The organism is Streptomyces endocoffeicus (genome assembly GCF_016741935.1).
Lineage (GTDB): Bacteria > Actinomycetota > Actinomycetes > Streptomycetales > Streptomycetaceae > Streptomyces > Streptomyces endocoffeicus.
Window position 1 is genome coordinate 31,109 of the sequence record NZ_JAERRG010000052.1, and the last position, 14,386, is coordinate 45,494.

Genomic DNA, 14,386 nt, shown 5'->3' on the forward strand with positions numbered 1-14,386 from the left:
GGGTCAGGGCTTGTACTCGAAGTGGGGGATGGCGACGGCCCAGAGGAGGTCGCGCAGGCGGACGCACTCGGCCACGAAGGCGGGGTCCTCAACGATCTCTGACCCGAGCACTCGCCCGTCACGGTCGAAGTGGCCCACGGCAAGGAGCTGATCGTCGTACAACCACCAGTCGTTCCCCTGCGCGGGGAAAGTAATGCCTTCGGGTAGCTGGTGCCGCGGTAGCCATCGGACGTCCTCGCCGGCCTCGATATTGAGATGGGTCAGTGAGTGCTCCCATCCCACGTACTGGGAATGGGGCTCACTGACGACGCGGACTCGTCGGACGGTCTTCCCCTCGCCTGTAATGCGCTTCATGAGGGTCATCCAGGGAGCGAGCCACACGTAATCGTCCGGCTCGCCCCTCTTCCATCGGGTGTATGGCGTGTCCTCGATGGGAGATCCGTAGTCGTCCCGCAACTCCAGGTGGAAGGCGTCGCGTTTGAAGCTGTTGAACAGTTCGTCACGCTGGGCGGACGTGATCAGGTCCACGGTGTTCCTCCAACAGGGCCACGATCGAGGACTTGGGGACCTCGATGCACGTCTCATAGTCGGGCATGCGCATCTGGCTCAGGGCTTCGGGGTCATGCATTTCCGGGCCCTGCAAGATGCATGTGCCCTGTTCGGTGACGAGCATGATCGGGGCGGCGAAGTCCTTGATCCTGCCGCTTGAGTGTCCGTCCTTCGTCAGATGCTCGAACAGCTCGATTGGCACCTCGATGATTGCCTGTCCTTCCGGCACGTCGAGCTGTGCGAGCAGATCGTTGGCGTACACCTTCCAGCCTTGGACGACGTAGCTGTTCTGGTCGCTGGCGTACAGGGTGGGGCTGTCTCCCGGGGTGGAGTTCTTACCAAGGAACCGTAGTCGCATGGTTGCTCTCCCGTCCGCTGTCTTGCGCAGATTTGCGCGGCATGACGATGCTCGATGAGTCGTTCGACCCAGTCAATCCATGTCCTGCAAACTCGCGCAATCTTCTTGGGGCTTGGCCGTACCCAGACCTACGTTCGTCTTCGTATCCGAGTGAGGCCACGAAGAGTGACGAGGAGCCACGGATGGATGCCCATCAGGTGAAGTGGACGGCATGCATGATCACGAGGCGGCTCGGACTTGGTCACGTGGCTGATCCCTTGTCGGGCCGTCGTGTCAACGCCTCAGTGATCGAGTGCGATGCCCGGCCGGGAATCCGTCGCGAGCGCGACCTGATGGAGGCCAGCCCCCAGTTCGCTGTCCCGGGCGAACCACTGGCTCCGGACGCTGCCTTCCGCGTTGGAGCAATGCACAGCCTTTGGGGGACCCGGTGACGACGACTTCTACGTGGCCGCCAAGAACCCGCGACAGGTCTGCCCTCGTGCACGCGTACGCGGAGGTTCTCGGCTGGTCCTTGTGTATCGGCACCGAGCTGACGCAGCCGGGCGAGGTGGACAACGCCTTCGCCCACGACTCCAGCGCCGTGTTGCTGGGCGCCTGCACCGAGTTCGACGCGGTGACCACCCCGCGCAAAGCCGCCACATCTGCGCTGGTCCGGCTCGATCGTAGGAGTACGGTCCTGCCATGCCTCTTGTGCGGCGAGACGGGCACGTTCCTGGTTGCTCGCGGCAGCGGGGTACACGTCTCCGCGCTCGCTGGCGTCCAGGTCATGGCTGGCGCTGACGCACGGATCACTCTGCCGCCGACGAGCGGGGTCCGCTGGGACACTCCGCCGTGGCACCTCACCGAACGAGCTCCGCTGAATCTGCCCAGTGCGATCGTCCTTCTCTCCTGTCTGGAAGAGGCACTGCGTCTCTACCCGCGCCGCGAGACAGGCATCAGACCGTGATGGCGGTGGCCCCGACGGTCAGCGTCCAGGAAGTCGGCAACTGACGGAGGGCCTTTCCCCGGACCAGGCCCATCGACGTCGCTTCATGACCGTCGCGTCAATTGGACCACCCCGCGTCTGGTGGGGAGGGCCGGCCGCCGCCCCTGCTCCAACTGCCAGGAAGGGAGGGGCGGCGGCAAATCCAGGCGTGATGCGGACCCATTACTCCCTCTTCGGCACCTTCTTCCCGTTCCCCCGCGGAGTCACAAGGCCGCCGAAGAGGGGCTCTACTCGCAAAGCACATCCCGGAAGGATTGAACATGCGTCGGGACCAGCACCTTTCCTCCGCCGGCGGGATGCTGCCGGACTGCTCCAGTGCTGTCCTCCGGCGTCCACGACCGCGTCAGCACTTCGCGGGCACCATGCGCGTGCCGTACATCGCTCCCTGGACGGGAGAAAACGCGCCCCCGGCCGCGATCACGACGCGACACGGCCGCGACGGTATGGGGATCGGCTACGCGGACGAATACGGCATCGCCGACCGCCGGCGGGGCGCACTGTGGATCCGGGTGCCGGTCAGGCCTGGGGCTGGCGCACCACTGCTCGACCGTGTGCACGCCCTGCGCCAGCGACAGGCGATGAACCACCTGCTGTGCCGGTACTGCGGCCGACCCACCGACGACCGACCCGATGGGCGGCATCTGTTCTTGCTGCACGCGGGGACCGGCAGGCCGGTCACAGATGGGGAGAGGACCACCACGCCACCTGTATGCGATGGCTGTGCCGTCGAGGCGTGGGGCCGTCCCTCGGCGCGGAGGGAGTGCGTGGCGGTGTGGGTGGAGGAGGTCACGGCCTGGGGTGTGGCTGGCGATGTGTACGCCCCCGCGCCCCTCCGGCCGGTGCCCGGCGAACGCGGCGAGCGGTTCACGCTCGTGGCGTACGGCGACCCGCGGCTTCGTTGGACGCTCGCCTGCCGCGAAGTCGTCGCGCTCCACGGCTGCACTGCCGTGGACCTTGAGGACCTGAGGGAACGCACCGTCGCCTGAGCGGTCCATCCCTGTGCCATCACGCCCATACGTATTGAAACGGGAAGGGTCATGGTGACCAGCCAACCGCGCCCATCGCCGGGCCGTTTGAGGCTGTCCGCTCGCGAGCGGGAAGCCCTCCAGCTCACGGCGAGCGGTATGACGCCGGCAGAAGCGGCCGCGGAGATGGGTGTGTGTACCTCCAGGGTGAACGACTGCCTGCGGTACGCCTCGGCCAAGCTCCACTCGCCGGAACGGCCGGGTGCCGTACACCGGGTCTACCTGCTGGGGGCAATCTCCCCGCCCGAGCACACGAACGACGGTGTGGACCTCGTGCCTAGTACGGGGCAGCACGAGGTTCTCCGCGGCTTGGCGGGCGGCCAGGATCTGGGATGGATCGCTGCGAACAGACGGGTGCATGTGGACGTCGTGCGTGGGGATCTGCGTGCACTGATGGCGCTGGTGGACGCCAGAACCACGGTGCATCTCATTCGCCGTGGCTGGGAGCTCGGCCTGCTCGGACCGACACGGAATGAAGTATCCAATCCCTCGACTATCCGGAGTTCAGGGTGATCTCCGGACGGGACTAGTCCGGTCAGCTACTCATAGGCAGTTCACCCTCGGCTCTCAAGGCCTGGCCTCAGCCGTTCATACATCACGATCGCAGCCGGAGCCTCTTCGGCGACCATCATTAAGCACAAGCCTCCGTATTTTAGGAATTCAGCTATGACTGCCAAGTTGGAAGACCTCCCTCGTGTACCGCGAAGGAAGATACTTCTCGGGAAGGATCGTGAAAGCTTCCGCGTGAGCGTCAGTGTCGTCTATGTGGGCAACCCCGACGTGACCATTCGGGACATATGTGAGGTTACAGGGCGCTCATTCGGGTTTATTCACAAGCTGCTCATTGAATCGAATATAAAGCTGCGCTCACGCGGCGGAGCACGCCCCTCGCGAAAAGCCGCTGGAGATTGAGAACGTCGGCAAGCCGAGAGCAATGCGGTCATGAGACCGGGGGTGCTCCGCGTATTCGAATGGTTGGCCTTTCGAGGGGAGATGGTGACGATTACTGCTCCGGGTGTAGTGCAGAGCCGGGTCGGTGTGCTCAACAAGGCTTGCGCGATTCTCGCTGTGCTGGAAGAGGAGCCGGCGTGTCTGGGCACGGTGATTTCAGAAACCGGCCTGAAGCGTTCCACGGTGCATCGACTCGTTCTCGCTATGGAGGAGCTCGGCCTGGTCGAGGCCGACCCTCAGGGGCAGTTCATTGTCGGGCCGAGGCTGATTCGCTTGGTCATGGCGGCGCAACGGGCGATCGCTGACGTTGAACTGCGGCAGGAACTCAGCGCACTGCGGGCCACAACCGGCGTACGGGCCGTCCGCCTTGAACAGCGTCGCGGCGATCAGCGGATCTGCATCGCCGAGGCTCAGCGACTCAAGTCGGCGGCCAGTGGACGCAATCCATCCAGGGCGGTGGCGATGGGGGAAGACCCCGTCTCACGTGTCTTCCTCGCATGGCGGGGGCTCAGCCAGGGCCACGCAGTGTGGAGCGATGCCGCTGCGTGCTCCGGGACACGGTGTCGCGGCTGGGTGCAGGGTGTTGCCGACGGGGGCCTGGTTCTGGCGGTGGCGGTGGGAGGCGGCGATGGGGACCTGTCCGCTGTCCTGTCGCTGTCCAGCCCCTTGCAGCGGACACGCCGCGAAGCCTCATACGGCCGCGAGGTGATCACGGCCGCGATGGAGGCTGCCGCCCGCATCTCCAACCGCCTCCGGACCAGGGAAGCGACCAGTCCGGTCAAGGGGCTGGAGGAGCGCGCCCGGGGAGTCGGACCACAGTCCGTCGAATAGACCCCGCTCGGGGCACCGGTCGACACCGGTCCCGGTGCCCCGAGCGGTATCGCACTCCCGGCGCGGAATAGGTGGAGCACGACGTATCGCGCTGGGTTCATGTAAGAGATCAGGCACTCACAGAAGGAGAAGTAAGTGACAGTTCTCGCCGCCGAACCGCTGGTGGAGCAGCAGGCGAACCTGATGCGGCACCTGGCCGAGGTGCTCAAAAAGCATGAGATCGGCGGGTCCTTCCGGCTCATGTTCGTGCCGTCGGGGCTGGAGATCTCCGACGACGAGGTCCTGGTCCAGGATGTGAATTTGGAGAAGCGTGTGGTCGAGGTTCGTCCTCGCAAGCTGACCGATCTCGGTCTCGGGGAGGTTCTCCACGCAACGCAGGTCATCGATCCGTTGGATGAATCGCTCATCGCCCATGCGGGCAACTCGTCTGGGTGGGACTGCAAGTCGTACACGAGGCCGAATGGCAGCACGGGACATCTGTACGCGACTTAGGAGTACTGGCGCGATGGGTGCTCTTGCACACCAGGAAGTGGCTTTCAGCTTTCTCGGGGGCCTTGGTCCGGCAGTTTGGCCGAGGCTCACGGCAAGCCAGCCGGTACACGTCGGGCAGGTATTTGATGCTACGTGGATCGAGAGCGTCTTCCTGCCCTTATCGGAGGAGAAGGCGGCAGGTCAGACAGTTGCGCTCGTTGACGGTCTGGACTTCCACCGAAGGTCCCATAGGGAGGCGGTTGCGCGTGCTTATCAAGAGCGGCAACGCACACGCGTCTATGAGAGCTTGGACGTTCGCAGCGACGGATGGTTCAGCACGGTCACTTTGCAACTGACTGGGATGATGCGCCGTCACGTCGTCTGCTCGGCCTACGAGTCACACGCGGGGGACCGCAACCTCGGCGCGCATGATGACGAATGGCTCGGCGTGATCACCCAAATGCGCGGTGCGAAACGCTGGCTTGTCTGGCCGGAGCCAACCGGTGTACCCGAGGAGATAGTCACCAGGGCTGGAGATGTGCTGATCCTGCCGCAGGGGGTGAAGCATGAGGTGAGCACTCCGGACTCTCCGGGATATTCGGTGCATCTGGTGTTTGCTATTACGGACGAACCGGTGTGACACCCCAAAGGCTAGGTGGCCGCTAACACTCGGCGGGCACCAGCAGGTTGGCCGCCCCGGTCGAGCCCTGGCTGGCTGGGGCGACTACCGGCAGAAGCCCTCTCGTGGCAAATGCACCGAGGCTCAGCAGCTTACTCACCTTGCCAAATTCCTATCTCGCTCCCGTAGGGAAATCCCGAATGGACTGCGGGGCGGTTTTCCATAGCAGGTTACTGCGAAAGGTGTGGGATGAAGACCTCATATAAGGAGGACCATCGCGGCCTGTGGATGACGGTGAACACGGTGTTCCCGCACCTGGCTGCATGCTGCACGACGGCAGCCGGATGCGGGGGCCCTGTGCTCTCCTGCTCGCGCGTCGCGCAAGCAGTACCGCCCAGCATCTCGGAGGCACTGAGATGAGCGTTCAGATAGCCGAGAAAGAGAAAGCCGCCCCGCCCATCGCGCCGACCATCGCCACCTCCCCGTCCTCGGATGAGGAGTGGGAGCTTGAGGTGTCGATTTCGGACGCTCCGCACCCTGTGGCGACGGACGACTGCGACACCAGCGACGGTTGTGAGTCGTCGTGCGCCTCCTCCTGCACCAGCGACTGATCTGACGCCCGGCAGTTTGACGTGCTCTGCGGGTCGGGGGAGTTTCCCCGGCCCGCGGGGCCGCCCCAGCCAAGTGAGGACCAATGATGACGCGGACCAGACTTCTCCAGCGCGGCGACGTGCTCCTCCTGCGCGCCGCTGTCGCTCCTTTCAACATGCAGCACGTGCGATGGCCCTCGCCCGATGACCCGGCTGACTGCCGACGGTGGCTGGCCGAGGTCTGGGCCGAACCGGAGTTCGCCACCGCGGTGCGTGCCGCGACGCCGCGCCTCGTCCGCGCGGTGGAGCAAGCTATGAATGATCCGACGGAGCCGCCGAGGAATATCCGCAGAGCGGCCACCGCCACGGCCCGCTATCTGCTGCGGGCCACCGGACGCCCGACTCCGTTCGGCCTCTTCGCCGGGGTGGCTACGGCGTACTGCGGCCCCACCCTGGTCCGGTTCGGTGTCGAGCACCGTCCGGTAGCTCGTCCGGACACCCTCTGGCTCGACCACGTCCGTCGCGATCTCCAGTGTCGCCCCGATGTCCTGCCCCACCTGATCGTGGCAGCCGATGAGCTGACAGTACGGCGAGGGAGCACGCTCGAACGGCCGTTGCCCGGGGGCCGTACCGCGACCGCCCGCCTCACCCGGCCGCTGGCGGTCATCCTGGAGATGGCCGCCGAGCCGGTGCCGTATCGGCAGGTTGTGGAGCGGCTTATCGCGATGGGCGGTTCCGCTGCCCAGGCGGAGGGCCTCCTCGGCGCGGCACTCGGAACGGGGTTACTGACCACGCAACTCCACGCGCCGATCACAGACGTGGACCCGCTCGGCCAGCTTCTTCGAGTGCTGGAGCCGGTCACGGCGCAACTGGAGCCCGGGACTGCTGACGTCCTGCGTGAGCTCAGGGACGTACACCGGCTGCTGGACAGGCACAACACGGCCGGGGACCAGTCGACAGCGCGGGAGATCCGGGACCGGGCCGAATGCAGGATGACCGCGATCAACGATGCCGGTCGCGTGCGGCTGAGCGTGGACCTTCGTCTCGATGCCACCGTTCAGATTCCCGCTCCTGTCTTGGACGAGGCCGAAGCCGCGGCCAATGCCCTGCTCCGGCTCACCCGCCACCAGGGCGAGCGGCCCGCCTGGGCCGCGTACCACAGCGTGTTCTGGGACCGGTACGGCGCAGGCAGCCTCGTTCCCGTCCGCGACGCCATCGATATCGCCGCCGGAGTGGGACTTCCCGCCGGCTTCGCCACCTCGCTCTGGCCCGAGCCGTCGACCAAGGCGCTGCCCCGGGACGAGCTACTGATGCGCCGGGCCTGGCAGGCGGCCATGACCGGCGAGCAGGAGATCCGCCTCGCGGACGCTGACATCGAGGAATTGAGCCCCACATCGCACGGCGGCGCCGACGAAGCAGCGATCGCGCCACACGTCGAGATGGGCGTGCGGGTGTACGCCGAGAGCCAGCAGGCTCTGGACCGCGGAGACTTCACCGTGTCCCTCCGCCCCGCGTGGAGCACCGGGAACCTCACCGGCCGGTTCGCGGCCATCCTGCGCGATGACGAACTGCGCGAGGCGTACCGGAAGCTGCCCACCCTGGTCGACGGGGCGCTCGCCGCCCAACTGTCCTTCACCCCCGTCTACCCGCACGCTGAGAACGTCGCGCGCACGTTGGCGGTCCTGCCGTACGTGATCCCGTTGGGTGAGCATCGCCCGCCCAGCGCAAACCTCATCCCGCTGGACGACCTCGCTGTGCTGTCCACCGGCAAGCGGCTGCACCTGGTCAGCCTCTCGCACCGCCGGGTCGTGGAGCCCGTCGTCCTGCACCCACTCGCCCTGGAGAAACAGGCACCACCACTGGCCCGGTTCCTCGCCCAACTCGGTCGGGGCTTCGCCACCGCGTGGACCCAGTTCGACTGGGGCCCGCTCGCCGCCGGGATGCCGTTCCTGCCACGCGTCCGGTACCGCAGAGCCCTGCTCACCCCGGCCCGCTGGCGGCTGGCAGCGAGCGACCTTCCGACCGGATCCTTCGACCGCGCCTGGCACGCGGCCCTGACCGACTGGGCCCATACCTGGAGGTGCCCCCGGTCCGTCGAGCTGCGGGAAGGCGACCGCACCTTGCGCCTGGACCTGCGCGTGGCTCTGCACGCGCGGCTGCTGTTTGACCACCTACGGCGGCACGAGAGCGCCGACCTGTACGAGCCCGCTGAGGAAGAGGATCTGGGTTGGATCGGACACGCGCACGAGATCGTTCTGCCACTTACGTCCACCCGGCCGCCGCTGCCGGCCCCGGACATCCAGGACGCGCCTGTGGTCACCAACCGGACACTGCCCGACCCCGGCAGCGACCAGCCATGGGTGCAGGCCAAGCTGTTCACCGCCCCCGCCGCCATGGACCAAATCCTCGCCCGCACCCTCCCCGACTCCCTGGAACAGCTCGACATCTGGTTCGTCCGCTACCGCTCGCTGCTGGAGGAGAACCACCTGCGGCTCCGTATCGCCGCCGCTGACTCCGCTGCCCACGCCACGATCACCCAGACCATCGTGAGCTGGGCCCGGCAACTCCAAGACGACGCCCTCGTTTCGCGCCTCGTCTTCGACGGCTACCGGCCTGAAACAGGCCGGTACAGGACCGGAGCCGCGATGTCGGCCGCCGAGGAGGTCTTCACCGCCGACAGCAGCGCCGTCCGCTACGCCCTGGCAGACCTGCCGCGAACCGACCGGCGCGTGCTGTGCGCCCTCGGGATGATCGACATAGCCCTCGGCCTCCTCGGCGAGCACGACGGCACCCACTGGATGGCCACGAATCCCGCCCGAGGGATCGGCCTGCCAGCTGTCACCCGAGCCGTCGCACAGCAGACGCGCACCGGGCTCCAGACACGACCGTCCGGCTGGACACCACGGCTCGACGCCGCGAGCGCCGCACGGCGCAGCGCCCTGCACCGCTACCGAAAGCACCTCGCCGATGGGCAGATCACCACCGTGCTGGAGTCTCTTCTGCACATGCACCACAACCGGTGTATCGGACTGGATCGCGAATCCGAAGCCTCATGCCGTCACGCCGCCCGCCAAGCGTGCCGCACCGTGTGGATACGGAGGGCCGATCAGTGACCGCACACACCCACCACCTGGGCACCGGACTGGCCGGGACGCTTGTGCGTCGAGCCGTGCTGGCCCACAGTGACGGCGCGTGGGAGGCGGCACACCGCACCGCCCGCGACCTCTCCACACAGCCCGCCACCGCCCACCCGGATGAAGCGAGCCTGTACCGCGGGGCACCCGCCCTCGCCTACGCCCTGCACACCGCCAGGCACCCGGCCTACCGCTCCGCCCTGGAAACTCTGGACGAGACGGTCGCCGGGCTGGTCCGCACGAAGCTCGCGGCGGCACACGAGCGCATGGCAGCCGGTCAGCCGCCACGGATGCGGGAGTACGACCTGATCAGCGGTCTCACCGGGTTCGGCGCCTACCTCCTGCACCGTCGGACGCGCCCAGAGCTGCTGGAGTACGTGCTGCGCTACATCGTCCGGCTGCTCCTCCAGCCCGTCACGGTCGACGGCCGCACGCTCCCGGGCTGGTGGACATCTGACAGCCCCAACGGCCAACGCGAGCGTGCGTGGCCGTACGGCCACGGCAACTTCGGGCTCGCACACGGCGTCGCGGGCCCCGTCGCCCTCCTCGCCCTGTGCAGCCGCGCCGGGTTCCGGGTGCCCCGCCAGCAGCAAGCGTTGGTGTATGCCTGCCGGATGCTGGAGCAGTGGTCGTCTTCCGTCCCGGCCGGAGGCACGGCCTGGCCCGAGACCGTCACTGCTGACCGGTGGCACCAGGGGCCGTCGTCCTCCACGACTCCGGGTAGGCCCTCGTGGTGCTACGGCACCCCGGGCATCGCCCGCGCCCTGCAACTGGCCGCCCTCGCCTGTCACCGCCCCTCCGGACGACGCCACGCCGAACACGCTCTGGCCGCCTGCCTCACCGACTCCAGCCAACTCGACTCACTGGACGACGCGACTGTCTGCCACGGCTGGGCGGGGCTCGCTCTGGTCGTCGCCGCGGCGGCCGCCGACGCCACTGCCGGCAGCCCGCTCCCAGGGCAGGTGCCTCTCCTGCGTGGCCTGCTGGCCGCCCACCTCGATCAGCATCCGATGACGGACACAGCTGGTCTGCTCACCGGCTCGGACGGCACCCTCCTCACCCTGCACACCCTCAGCCCCACCCGGCGCGTTTCACCGACGTGGACCACATGCCTGCTCCTCAACTGATAAGGAATTGAGCGTGAACAGCACCCCGACCGTCGATGACCTCCGCAATGCGCTCGTTGACCAGATTGTGGCCAAGAAGCCGCTGCCTCCCCGCGTCGAGCGAGCCCTGCGCACAGTTCACAGGGAAGTCCACCTTCCCGGACTGGACCCGGCCGTGGCCTACAGCAACCGGGCCATCACCATCAAGGAGAACCCGGAAGGGCCGCTTGCTCTCTCCTGCGCCTCCGTGCCCTCTACCGTGGCGATGATGCTCGGCCAACTCGATGCGCAGTCCGGCGACCGCATCCTGGAAATCGGCGCGGGCACCGGCTACAACGCCGCTCTCCTCTCCGAGATCGTCGGCGAGGACGGTGAGGTCACCACCATCGACATCGACGCCGACGTCACTCAGCACGCCCGCGACGCCCTCAACAAGGCCGGATACCAGCACGTACGGGTCATGGAGCGCGACGGCCTGGAGGGCGCACCCGAGTACGGCCCCTACACCCGCATGATCGGCACCGTGGGCTTCTGGGACATCCCTGCCACACTGCGCGCCCAGCTCATCGACGGCGGCCGGCTCGTCCTCCCTCTGCGCTGGCGCGGACAGACCCGCTCCGTCGTCCTCAACCGCCAGGGCGAGGCGCTGTACTGCCACGACATGGAGTTGTGCGGCTTCGTTCCCATCGTCGGCCAGGACGGCGAGCACACCCTCGACCTGGCCGACAGCACCGTCCGCCTCCACCACGACCAGGACCAGGACGTGGACCCCGCCCGGCTGAACGATGCCCTCACGCAGTCGGCCGCCGAGACGTGGTCGGACGTCCGAGTCGGCGGGGAGGAGTCGTTCGACGGAATCTGGCTGCGGGCGACCGCGTTCGAGGACACCGTCTGCCGCCTCGAAGCCACCCGCGCCGCTGTGGAGAACGGCCTGCGCCGTCCCGTGATCATCGGACGAAGCCCCGCACTGGTTGCCGGGGGCTCCCTGGCGTACCTGATCTCCAAGCGCGACGACGGGGACCCCGAACGGCCGTCGCTCCTCGGAGCCGCCCACCTCGGCCCCGACGGCGCCGACCTGGCCAAGCGCCTCGTCGCGCACATCACGGCATGGGGAGCCGACCGCACCGCCACGCCCAACCTGGCGATCTACCCGGCGGGCACGCCGGACAGCGCCCTCCCGGCCGGCCACGTCATCGAAAAGACAGACTCCCGCGTCGTCCTCTCGTTCGCGTAGAAGGACCGACGAGGCAGCCTGCACCCGGTCCAAGTGACCGCTCCTCCCGAGCGGACTGCACTGCCCGACAGCCCCCTATCGTCGACTGAATGGATCAGACGAACGACACGGACACCACCTGGTGCGTTGCGATCACCGCCTGGCGTGGGCGGACTGACATCAAGATCGATGGTGCTCGGATCGATCCGAGCACCGTCAAGGGCTGGGCGCTGGTTGGGTAGTGGGCTGTGGAGGTATCGGTGAGCGCGTGAGCCATTGTGTGGCTGGGCTCGCTGCGGCCACTCCCGTGTGTTCTTCGGTGTCCGGTGGGCGTTCATGTGGGGTGTGTTGGTCGTCGTGTGTATGTGAGTAGTTCCTGGCGGGCGGCGGGTTCGGACATTGGGGGTCGGGTGGACCACTCCGAGCGCAGTTCCTTCACCTTGCGGGCGATCTCTTTGGTTTCGCCCAGCAGGCTGTCGTTGAGTGTCTGGAGAATGCCGTGGGTGTCTGGTCCGGTGACGATGACGGGGCCGTAGAGGAGGTAGGGGAGGTTCAATCCGCGCCAGGCGCAGGCGAGTGCCCAGGCCGCTGGATTCACCGGTAGCCGCATCCCGGCCCCGTTGCCGTGGAGGTGTAGGAGTGCTTGCCGGTGGTATACGGCCTGGTCCACGGTGTCCCCGATCAGACTGCGGAGGATGTCGTGTTGCGCATTGGCGTCCTCGGGGAGGTCGAGGTGCGAGGAGGTGGCATCGGGGTCGATGTGCAGGGCGCGTGCGTATGTCGGGCGCGGGTCAGGGTGCCCGAGCCGGTCCGGGACTGCGGCGGATTGGTCCTGTGTGTGCTGTGGAGCCTCCGTATCGCGGCGCCATGGGTCCGGTTGATCGCAGGGCTGGCAGCCTGTCTTCGGGTCGGGAGCCTCCTGTCGCCCTCTCTGGTCTGTCATGGCATCTCCTGGTGAAGGGTTGAGCGGGTTGTTCGCCGTGCCGTACTGGTCTGTGCTGTCCAGCGCGTGTTGTCTGATCGGGGCAGCGCTCAGTGGGGGGAGTGCAGTCGGTGTCGTTTTTGGAAGTGGGGGAGGAGTTGTTCCAGGTCGGTGAGTTCCCATGGCGTGCCGCCGTTGTTGCGTTTGATGCCGCGGTCGGCCAGCAGTTTCACCAGTTCTGCTGCGGTCGGCTCGTGGCCGTGGCTGTCGGCGTGTTCGGCCCAGGTTTCGTAGCAGGGGTATGAGGCGATGTAGCGTCGCAGCGTGCTAGGGCTGATCGCGTTGCCGTTCCTGCCCGTCACGCCGTGGTGGAAGAGCCACCAGGAGAGTTGTTCGCCGTTGGGTGGGGCACCTTCCTGGACGCGGTAGGCGCGCCAGGCGGTGTAGTAGCGGTCGGCCACGGTCTCTACGGCGGGGGGTTGCTCGGTGGTCTCCTCTTCGAACTCCGACTCGGGGCTGGCCATCGGGTCTTTCTCTCCCGGGGGCGGCCCTGGGAGAGGAGTGCTTGTGTCGGCCGGGGGAGTGGAGATGAAGTCGCCGCGTGTGTGGTGTCCGGCGGGCAGTGCGTCGCCTGCTGGATCCTGTCGGCGAGGTTGCGATAACTCCGGGGCCCACCGGCCCGGCTTCTCCCCGTAGCTGGTGCGTGGTTCCCCGCGCTGTTCCGGTACGGCCATGGGGTGGTCGTGGCCGTTCATGCCGTGCCATTCGGTCCGAGAGGGGTTGGCGCCGGCTGGCAGGCGTTGTTTGAAGTCTTCGATGTATGTGGTCAGTTTGGTGTTGCTGAGGTCGGTCAGGCCGTAGGTTTCCCGCAGTCGCTGGCCGAGCTGGTAGGCCGACGGGTAGTGGTTGTGGTCGGCGAGGAATTGGCGGAAGGTGGCGTAGTAGACCTCCGCACGTGGCACGTCGTCCGGTATCTGGCTCAGCGGCTGCCCAGAGCGCTCCTCATACGCGTACCTCTCGGGTTCGCGCTGTTTCGGTACGTATGCGCCTCGCTGGCCTTCTACGCCCTTGCCACTGAGCGGCCGCACCCGGCCGGCGGACCCCATCGGTTCCGTCGGCTGGGGGTGCTGGGGTTTGGGCTGCACCGCCTGGGCCTGCCGGTCTGGTGCTTGCTGGTCTTGCTGTGAGGTCGACGGTGCCTGTTGCGGGGCTGGTGCAGGGTGGGCGGTGGTGGGGTCAGTTCTGTTGACTTGGGGCATGGTCTCTCGTGTGCCGTACGCGTCCGGCCGCGCTCCCGGGGACGCATTGTTCAGGCCCGCCCCGTCCACCATCTCGTCCGCCGTGTCCCTCGCGACCGGGGAATGGGCGGTTGCTGGCATCACGGATGGTTCCAGTTCGGCGGCGGTGAGGCCTGCGGGTGTGGTGTCGGTCAGTGGTACCCCGTACCGCGTGAGCCGGAGTGGTATCAGTGACTCCACGGGCGCCTTGCGGCGCCAGGAGCGCCCGTAGCGGGCCCGTAGCCGGGTCTGGTAGACGAGCCGGTCCTGCTCGAGTCTGATGACTTCTTCGTAGCTGCGCAGCTCCCACAGCTTCATCCGGCGCCACAGCCGGAAGGTGGGCACCGGCGCGAGT

At 67.2% G+C, this 14,386-nt stretch carries 14 protein-coding genes and 1 pseudogene; 11 read left to right on the forward strand and 4 right to left on the reverse strand.

The window, feature by feature from the left end:
• Positions 1 to 3: 3 nt before the first annotated feature.
• Positions 4 to 528 (reverse strand): DUF6879 family protein, encoded by a 525-nt coding sequence (locus JK364_RS50655; protein ID WP_201858260.1) that lies wholly within the window; start codon positions 526 to 528, stop codon positions 4 to 6.
• On the reverse strand, positions 500 to 907 hold the full coding sequence (locus JK364_RS50660; RefSeq protein WP_201858261.1) for a hypothetical protein: 408 nt from the start codon (positions 905 to 907) through the stop codon (positions 500 to 502). Before JK364_RS50660 ends, JK364_RS50655 begins: the two co-directional genes overlap by 29 nt.
• A gap of 478 nt (positions 908 to 1,385) precedes the next feature.
• On the opposite strand from JK364_RS50660, the gene JK364_RS50665 reads away from it, so the two are divergent.
• The 11 genes from JK364_RS50665 to JK364_RS57385 all read left to right on the forward strand — a co-directional run bounded on the left by JK364_RS50665 (position 1,386) and on the right by JK364_RS57385 (position 12,074).
• Complete coding sequence (locus JK364_RS50665) at positions 1,386 to 1,853, forward strand: hypothetical protein (RefSeq protein ID WP_201858262.1); 468 nt, start codon at positions 1,386 to 1,388, stop codon at positions 1,851 to 1,853.
• Between the two features lie 299 nt (positions 1,854 to 2,152).
• Complete coding sequence (locus JK364_RS50670) at positions 2,153 to 2,878, forward strand: hypothetical protein (RefSeq protein ID WP_201858263.1); 726 nt, start codon at positions 2,153 to 2,155, stop codon at positions 2,876 to 2,878.
• A gap of 705 nt (positions 2,879 to 3,583) precedes the next feature.
• Positions 3,584 to 3,829, forward strand: coding sequence for a helix-turn-helix domain-containing protein (locus JK364_RS58330; protein ID WP_372462091.1), 246 nt, complete (start codon positions 3,584 to 3,586; stop codon positions 3,827 to 3,829).
• A gap of 81 nt (positions 3,830 to 3,910) precedes the next feature.
• Entirely contained in the window at positions 3,911 to 4,699 is a 789-nt protein-coding gene (locus JK364_RS50675) for a helix-turn-helix domain-containing protein (RefSeq protein ID WP_201858264.1), read from the forward strand.
• 135 nt (positions 4,700 to 4,834) lie between these two features.
• Positions 4,835 to 5,191, forward strand: a complete 357-nt coding sequence (locus JK364_RS50680; protein WP_201858265.1) for a hypothetical protein — start codon at positions 4,835 to 4,837, stop codon at positions 5,189 to 5,191.
• A gap of 13 nt (positions 5,192 to 5,204) precedes the next feature.
• A complete protein-coding gene (locus JK364_RS50685) occupies positions 5,205 to 5,810 on the forward strand; it encodes a JmjC domain-containing protein (RefSeq protein WP_201858266.1) in 606 nt (201 codons plus the stop codon).
• A 395-nt stretch (positions 5,811 to 6,205) separates the two neighbouring features.
• Positions 6,206 to 6,400, forward strand: a complete 195-nt coding sequence (locus tag JK364_RS50690; protein ID WP_201858267.1) for an FxLD family lanthipeptide — start codon at positions 6,206 to 6,208, stop codon at positions 6,398 to 6,400.
• Between the two features lie 155 nt (positions 6,401 to 6,555).
• Positions 6,556 to 9,492 (forward strand): lantibiotic dehydratase, encoded by a 2,937-nt coding sequence (locus JK364_RS50695; protein ID WP_230993800.1) that lies wholly within the window; start codon positions 6,556 to 6,558, stop codon positions 9,490 to 9,492.
• On the forward strand, positions 9,489 to 10,640 hold the full coding sequence (locus JK364_RS50700) for a lanthionine synthetase C family protein (protein ID WP_201858269.1): 1,152 nt from the start codon (positions 9,489 to 9,491) through the stop codon (positions 10,638 to 10,640). The genes JK364_RS50695 and JK364_RS50700 overlap by 4 nt, the downstream gene beginning before the upstream one ends.
• 13 nt (positions 10,641 to 10,653) lie before the next feature.
• Positions 10,654 to 11,853, forward strand: coding sequence for a methyltransferase, FxLD system (fxlM, locus tag JK364_RS50705; protein ID WP_201858270.1), 1,200 nt, complete (start codon positions 10,654 to 10,656; stop codon positions 11,851 to 11,853).
• Positions 11,854 to 11,942: 89 nt separating this feature from the next.
• A complete protein-coding gene (locus JK364_RS57385) occupies positions 11,943 to 12,074 on the forward strand; it encodes a hypothetical protein (protein WP_269146448.1) in 132 nt (43 codons plus the stop codon).
• A gap of 92 nt (positions 12,075 to 12,166) precedes the next feature.
• Here JK364_RS57385 and JK364_RS50710 read toward each other — a convergent pair whose 3' ends face one another.
• Entirely contained in the window at positions 12,167 to 12,775 is a 609-nt protein-coding gene (locus JK364_RS50710; protein WP_201858271.1) for a hypothetical protein, read from the reverse strand.
• Positions 12,776 to 12,864: 89 nt separating this feature from the next.
• Positions 12,865 to 14,386: pseudogene (locus JK364_RS50715) on the reverse strand (hypothetical protein); the annotation flags it as partial.

Bases quoted from the DNA above. Each gene is read 5' to 3' on its own strand.
- JK364_RS50660 (WP_201858261.1), bottom strand. From the start codon at position 907: ATGCGACTACGGTTCCTTGGTAAGAACTCCACCCCGGGAGACAGCCCC.
- JK364_RS50670 (WP_201858263.1), top strand. From the start codon at position 2,153: ATGCGTCGGGACCAGCACCTTTCCTCCGCCGGCGGGATGCTGCCGGAC.
- JK364_RS58330 (WP_372462091.1), top strand. From the start codon at position 3,584: ATGACTGCCAAGTTGGAAGACCTCCCTCGTGTACCGCGAAGGAAGATA.
- JK364_RS50675 (WP_201858264.1), top strand. From the start codon at position 3,911: ATGGTGACGATTACTGCTCCGGGTGTAGTGCAGAGCCGGGTCGGTGTG.
- JK364_RS50685 (WP_201858266.1), top strand. From the start codon at position 5,205: ATGGGTGCTCTTGCACACCAGGAAGTGGCTTTCAGCTTTCTCGGGGGC.
- JK364_RS50690 (WP_201858267.1), top strand. From the start codon at position 6,206: ATGAGCGTTCAGATAGCCGAGAAAGAGAAAGCCGCCCCGCCCATCGCG.
- JK364_RS50695 (WP_230993800.1), top strand. From the start codon at position 6,556: ATGCAGCACGTGCGATGGCCCTCGCCCGATGACCCGGCTGACTGCCGA.
- JK364_RS57385 (WP_269146448.1), top strand. From the start codon at position 11,943: ATGGATCAGACGAACGACACGGACACCACCTGGTGCGTTGCGATCACC.
- JK364_RS50710 (WP_201858271.1), bottom strand. From the start codon at position 12,775: ATGACAGACCAGAGAGGGCGACAGGAGGCTCCCGACCCGAAGACAGGC.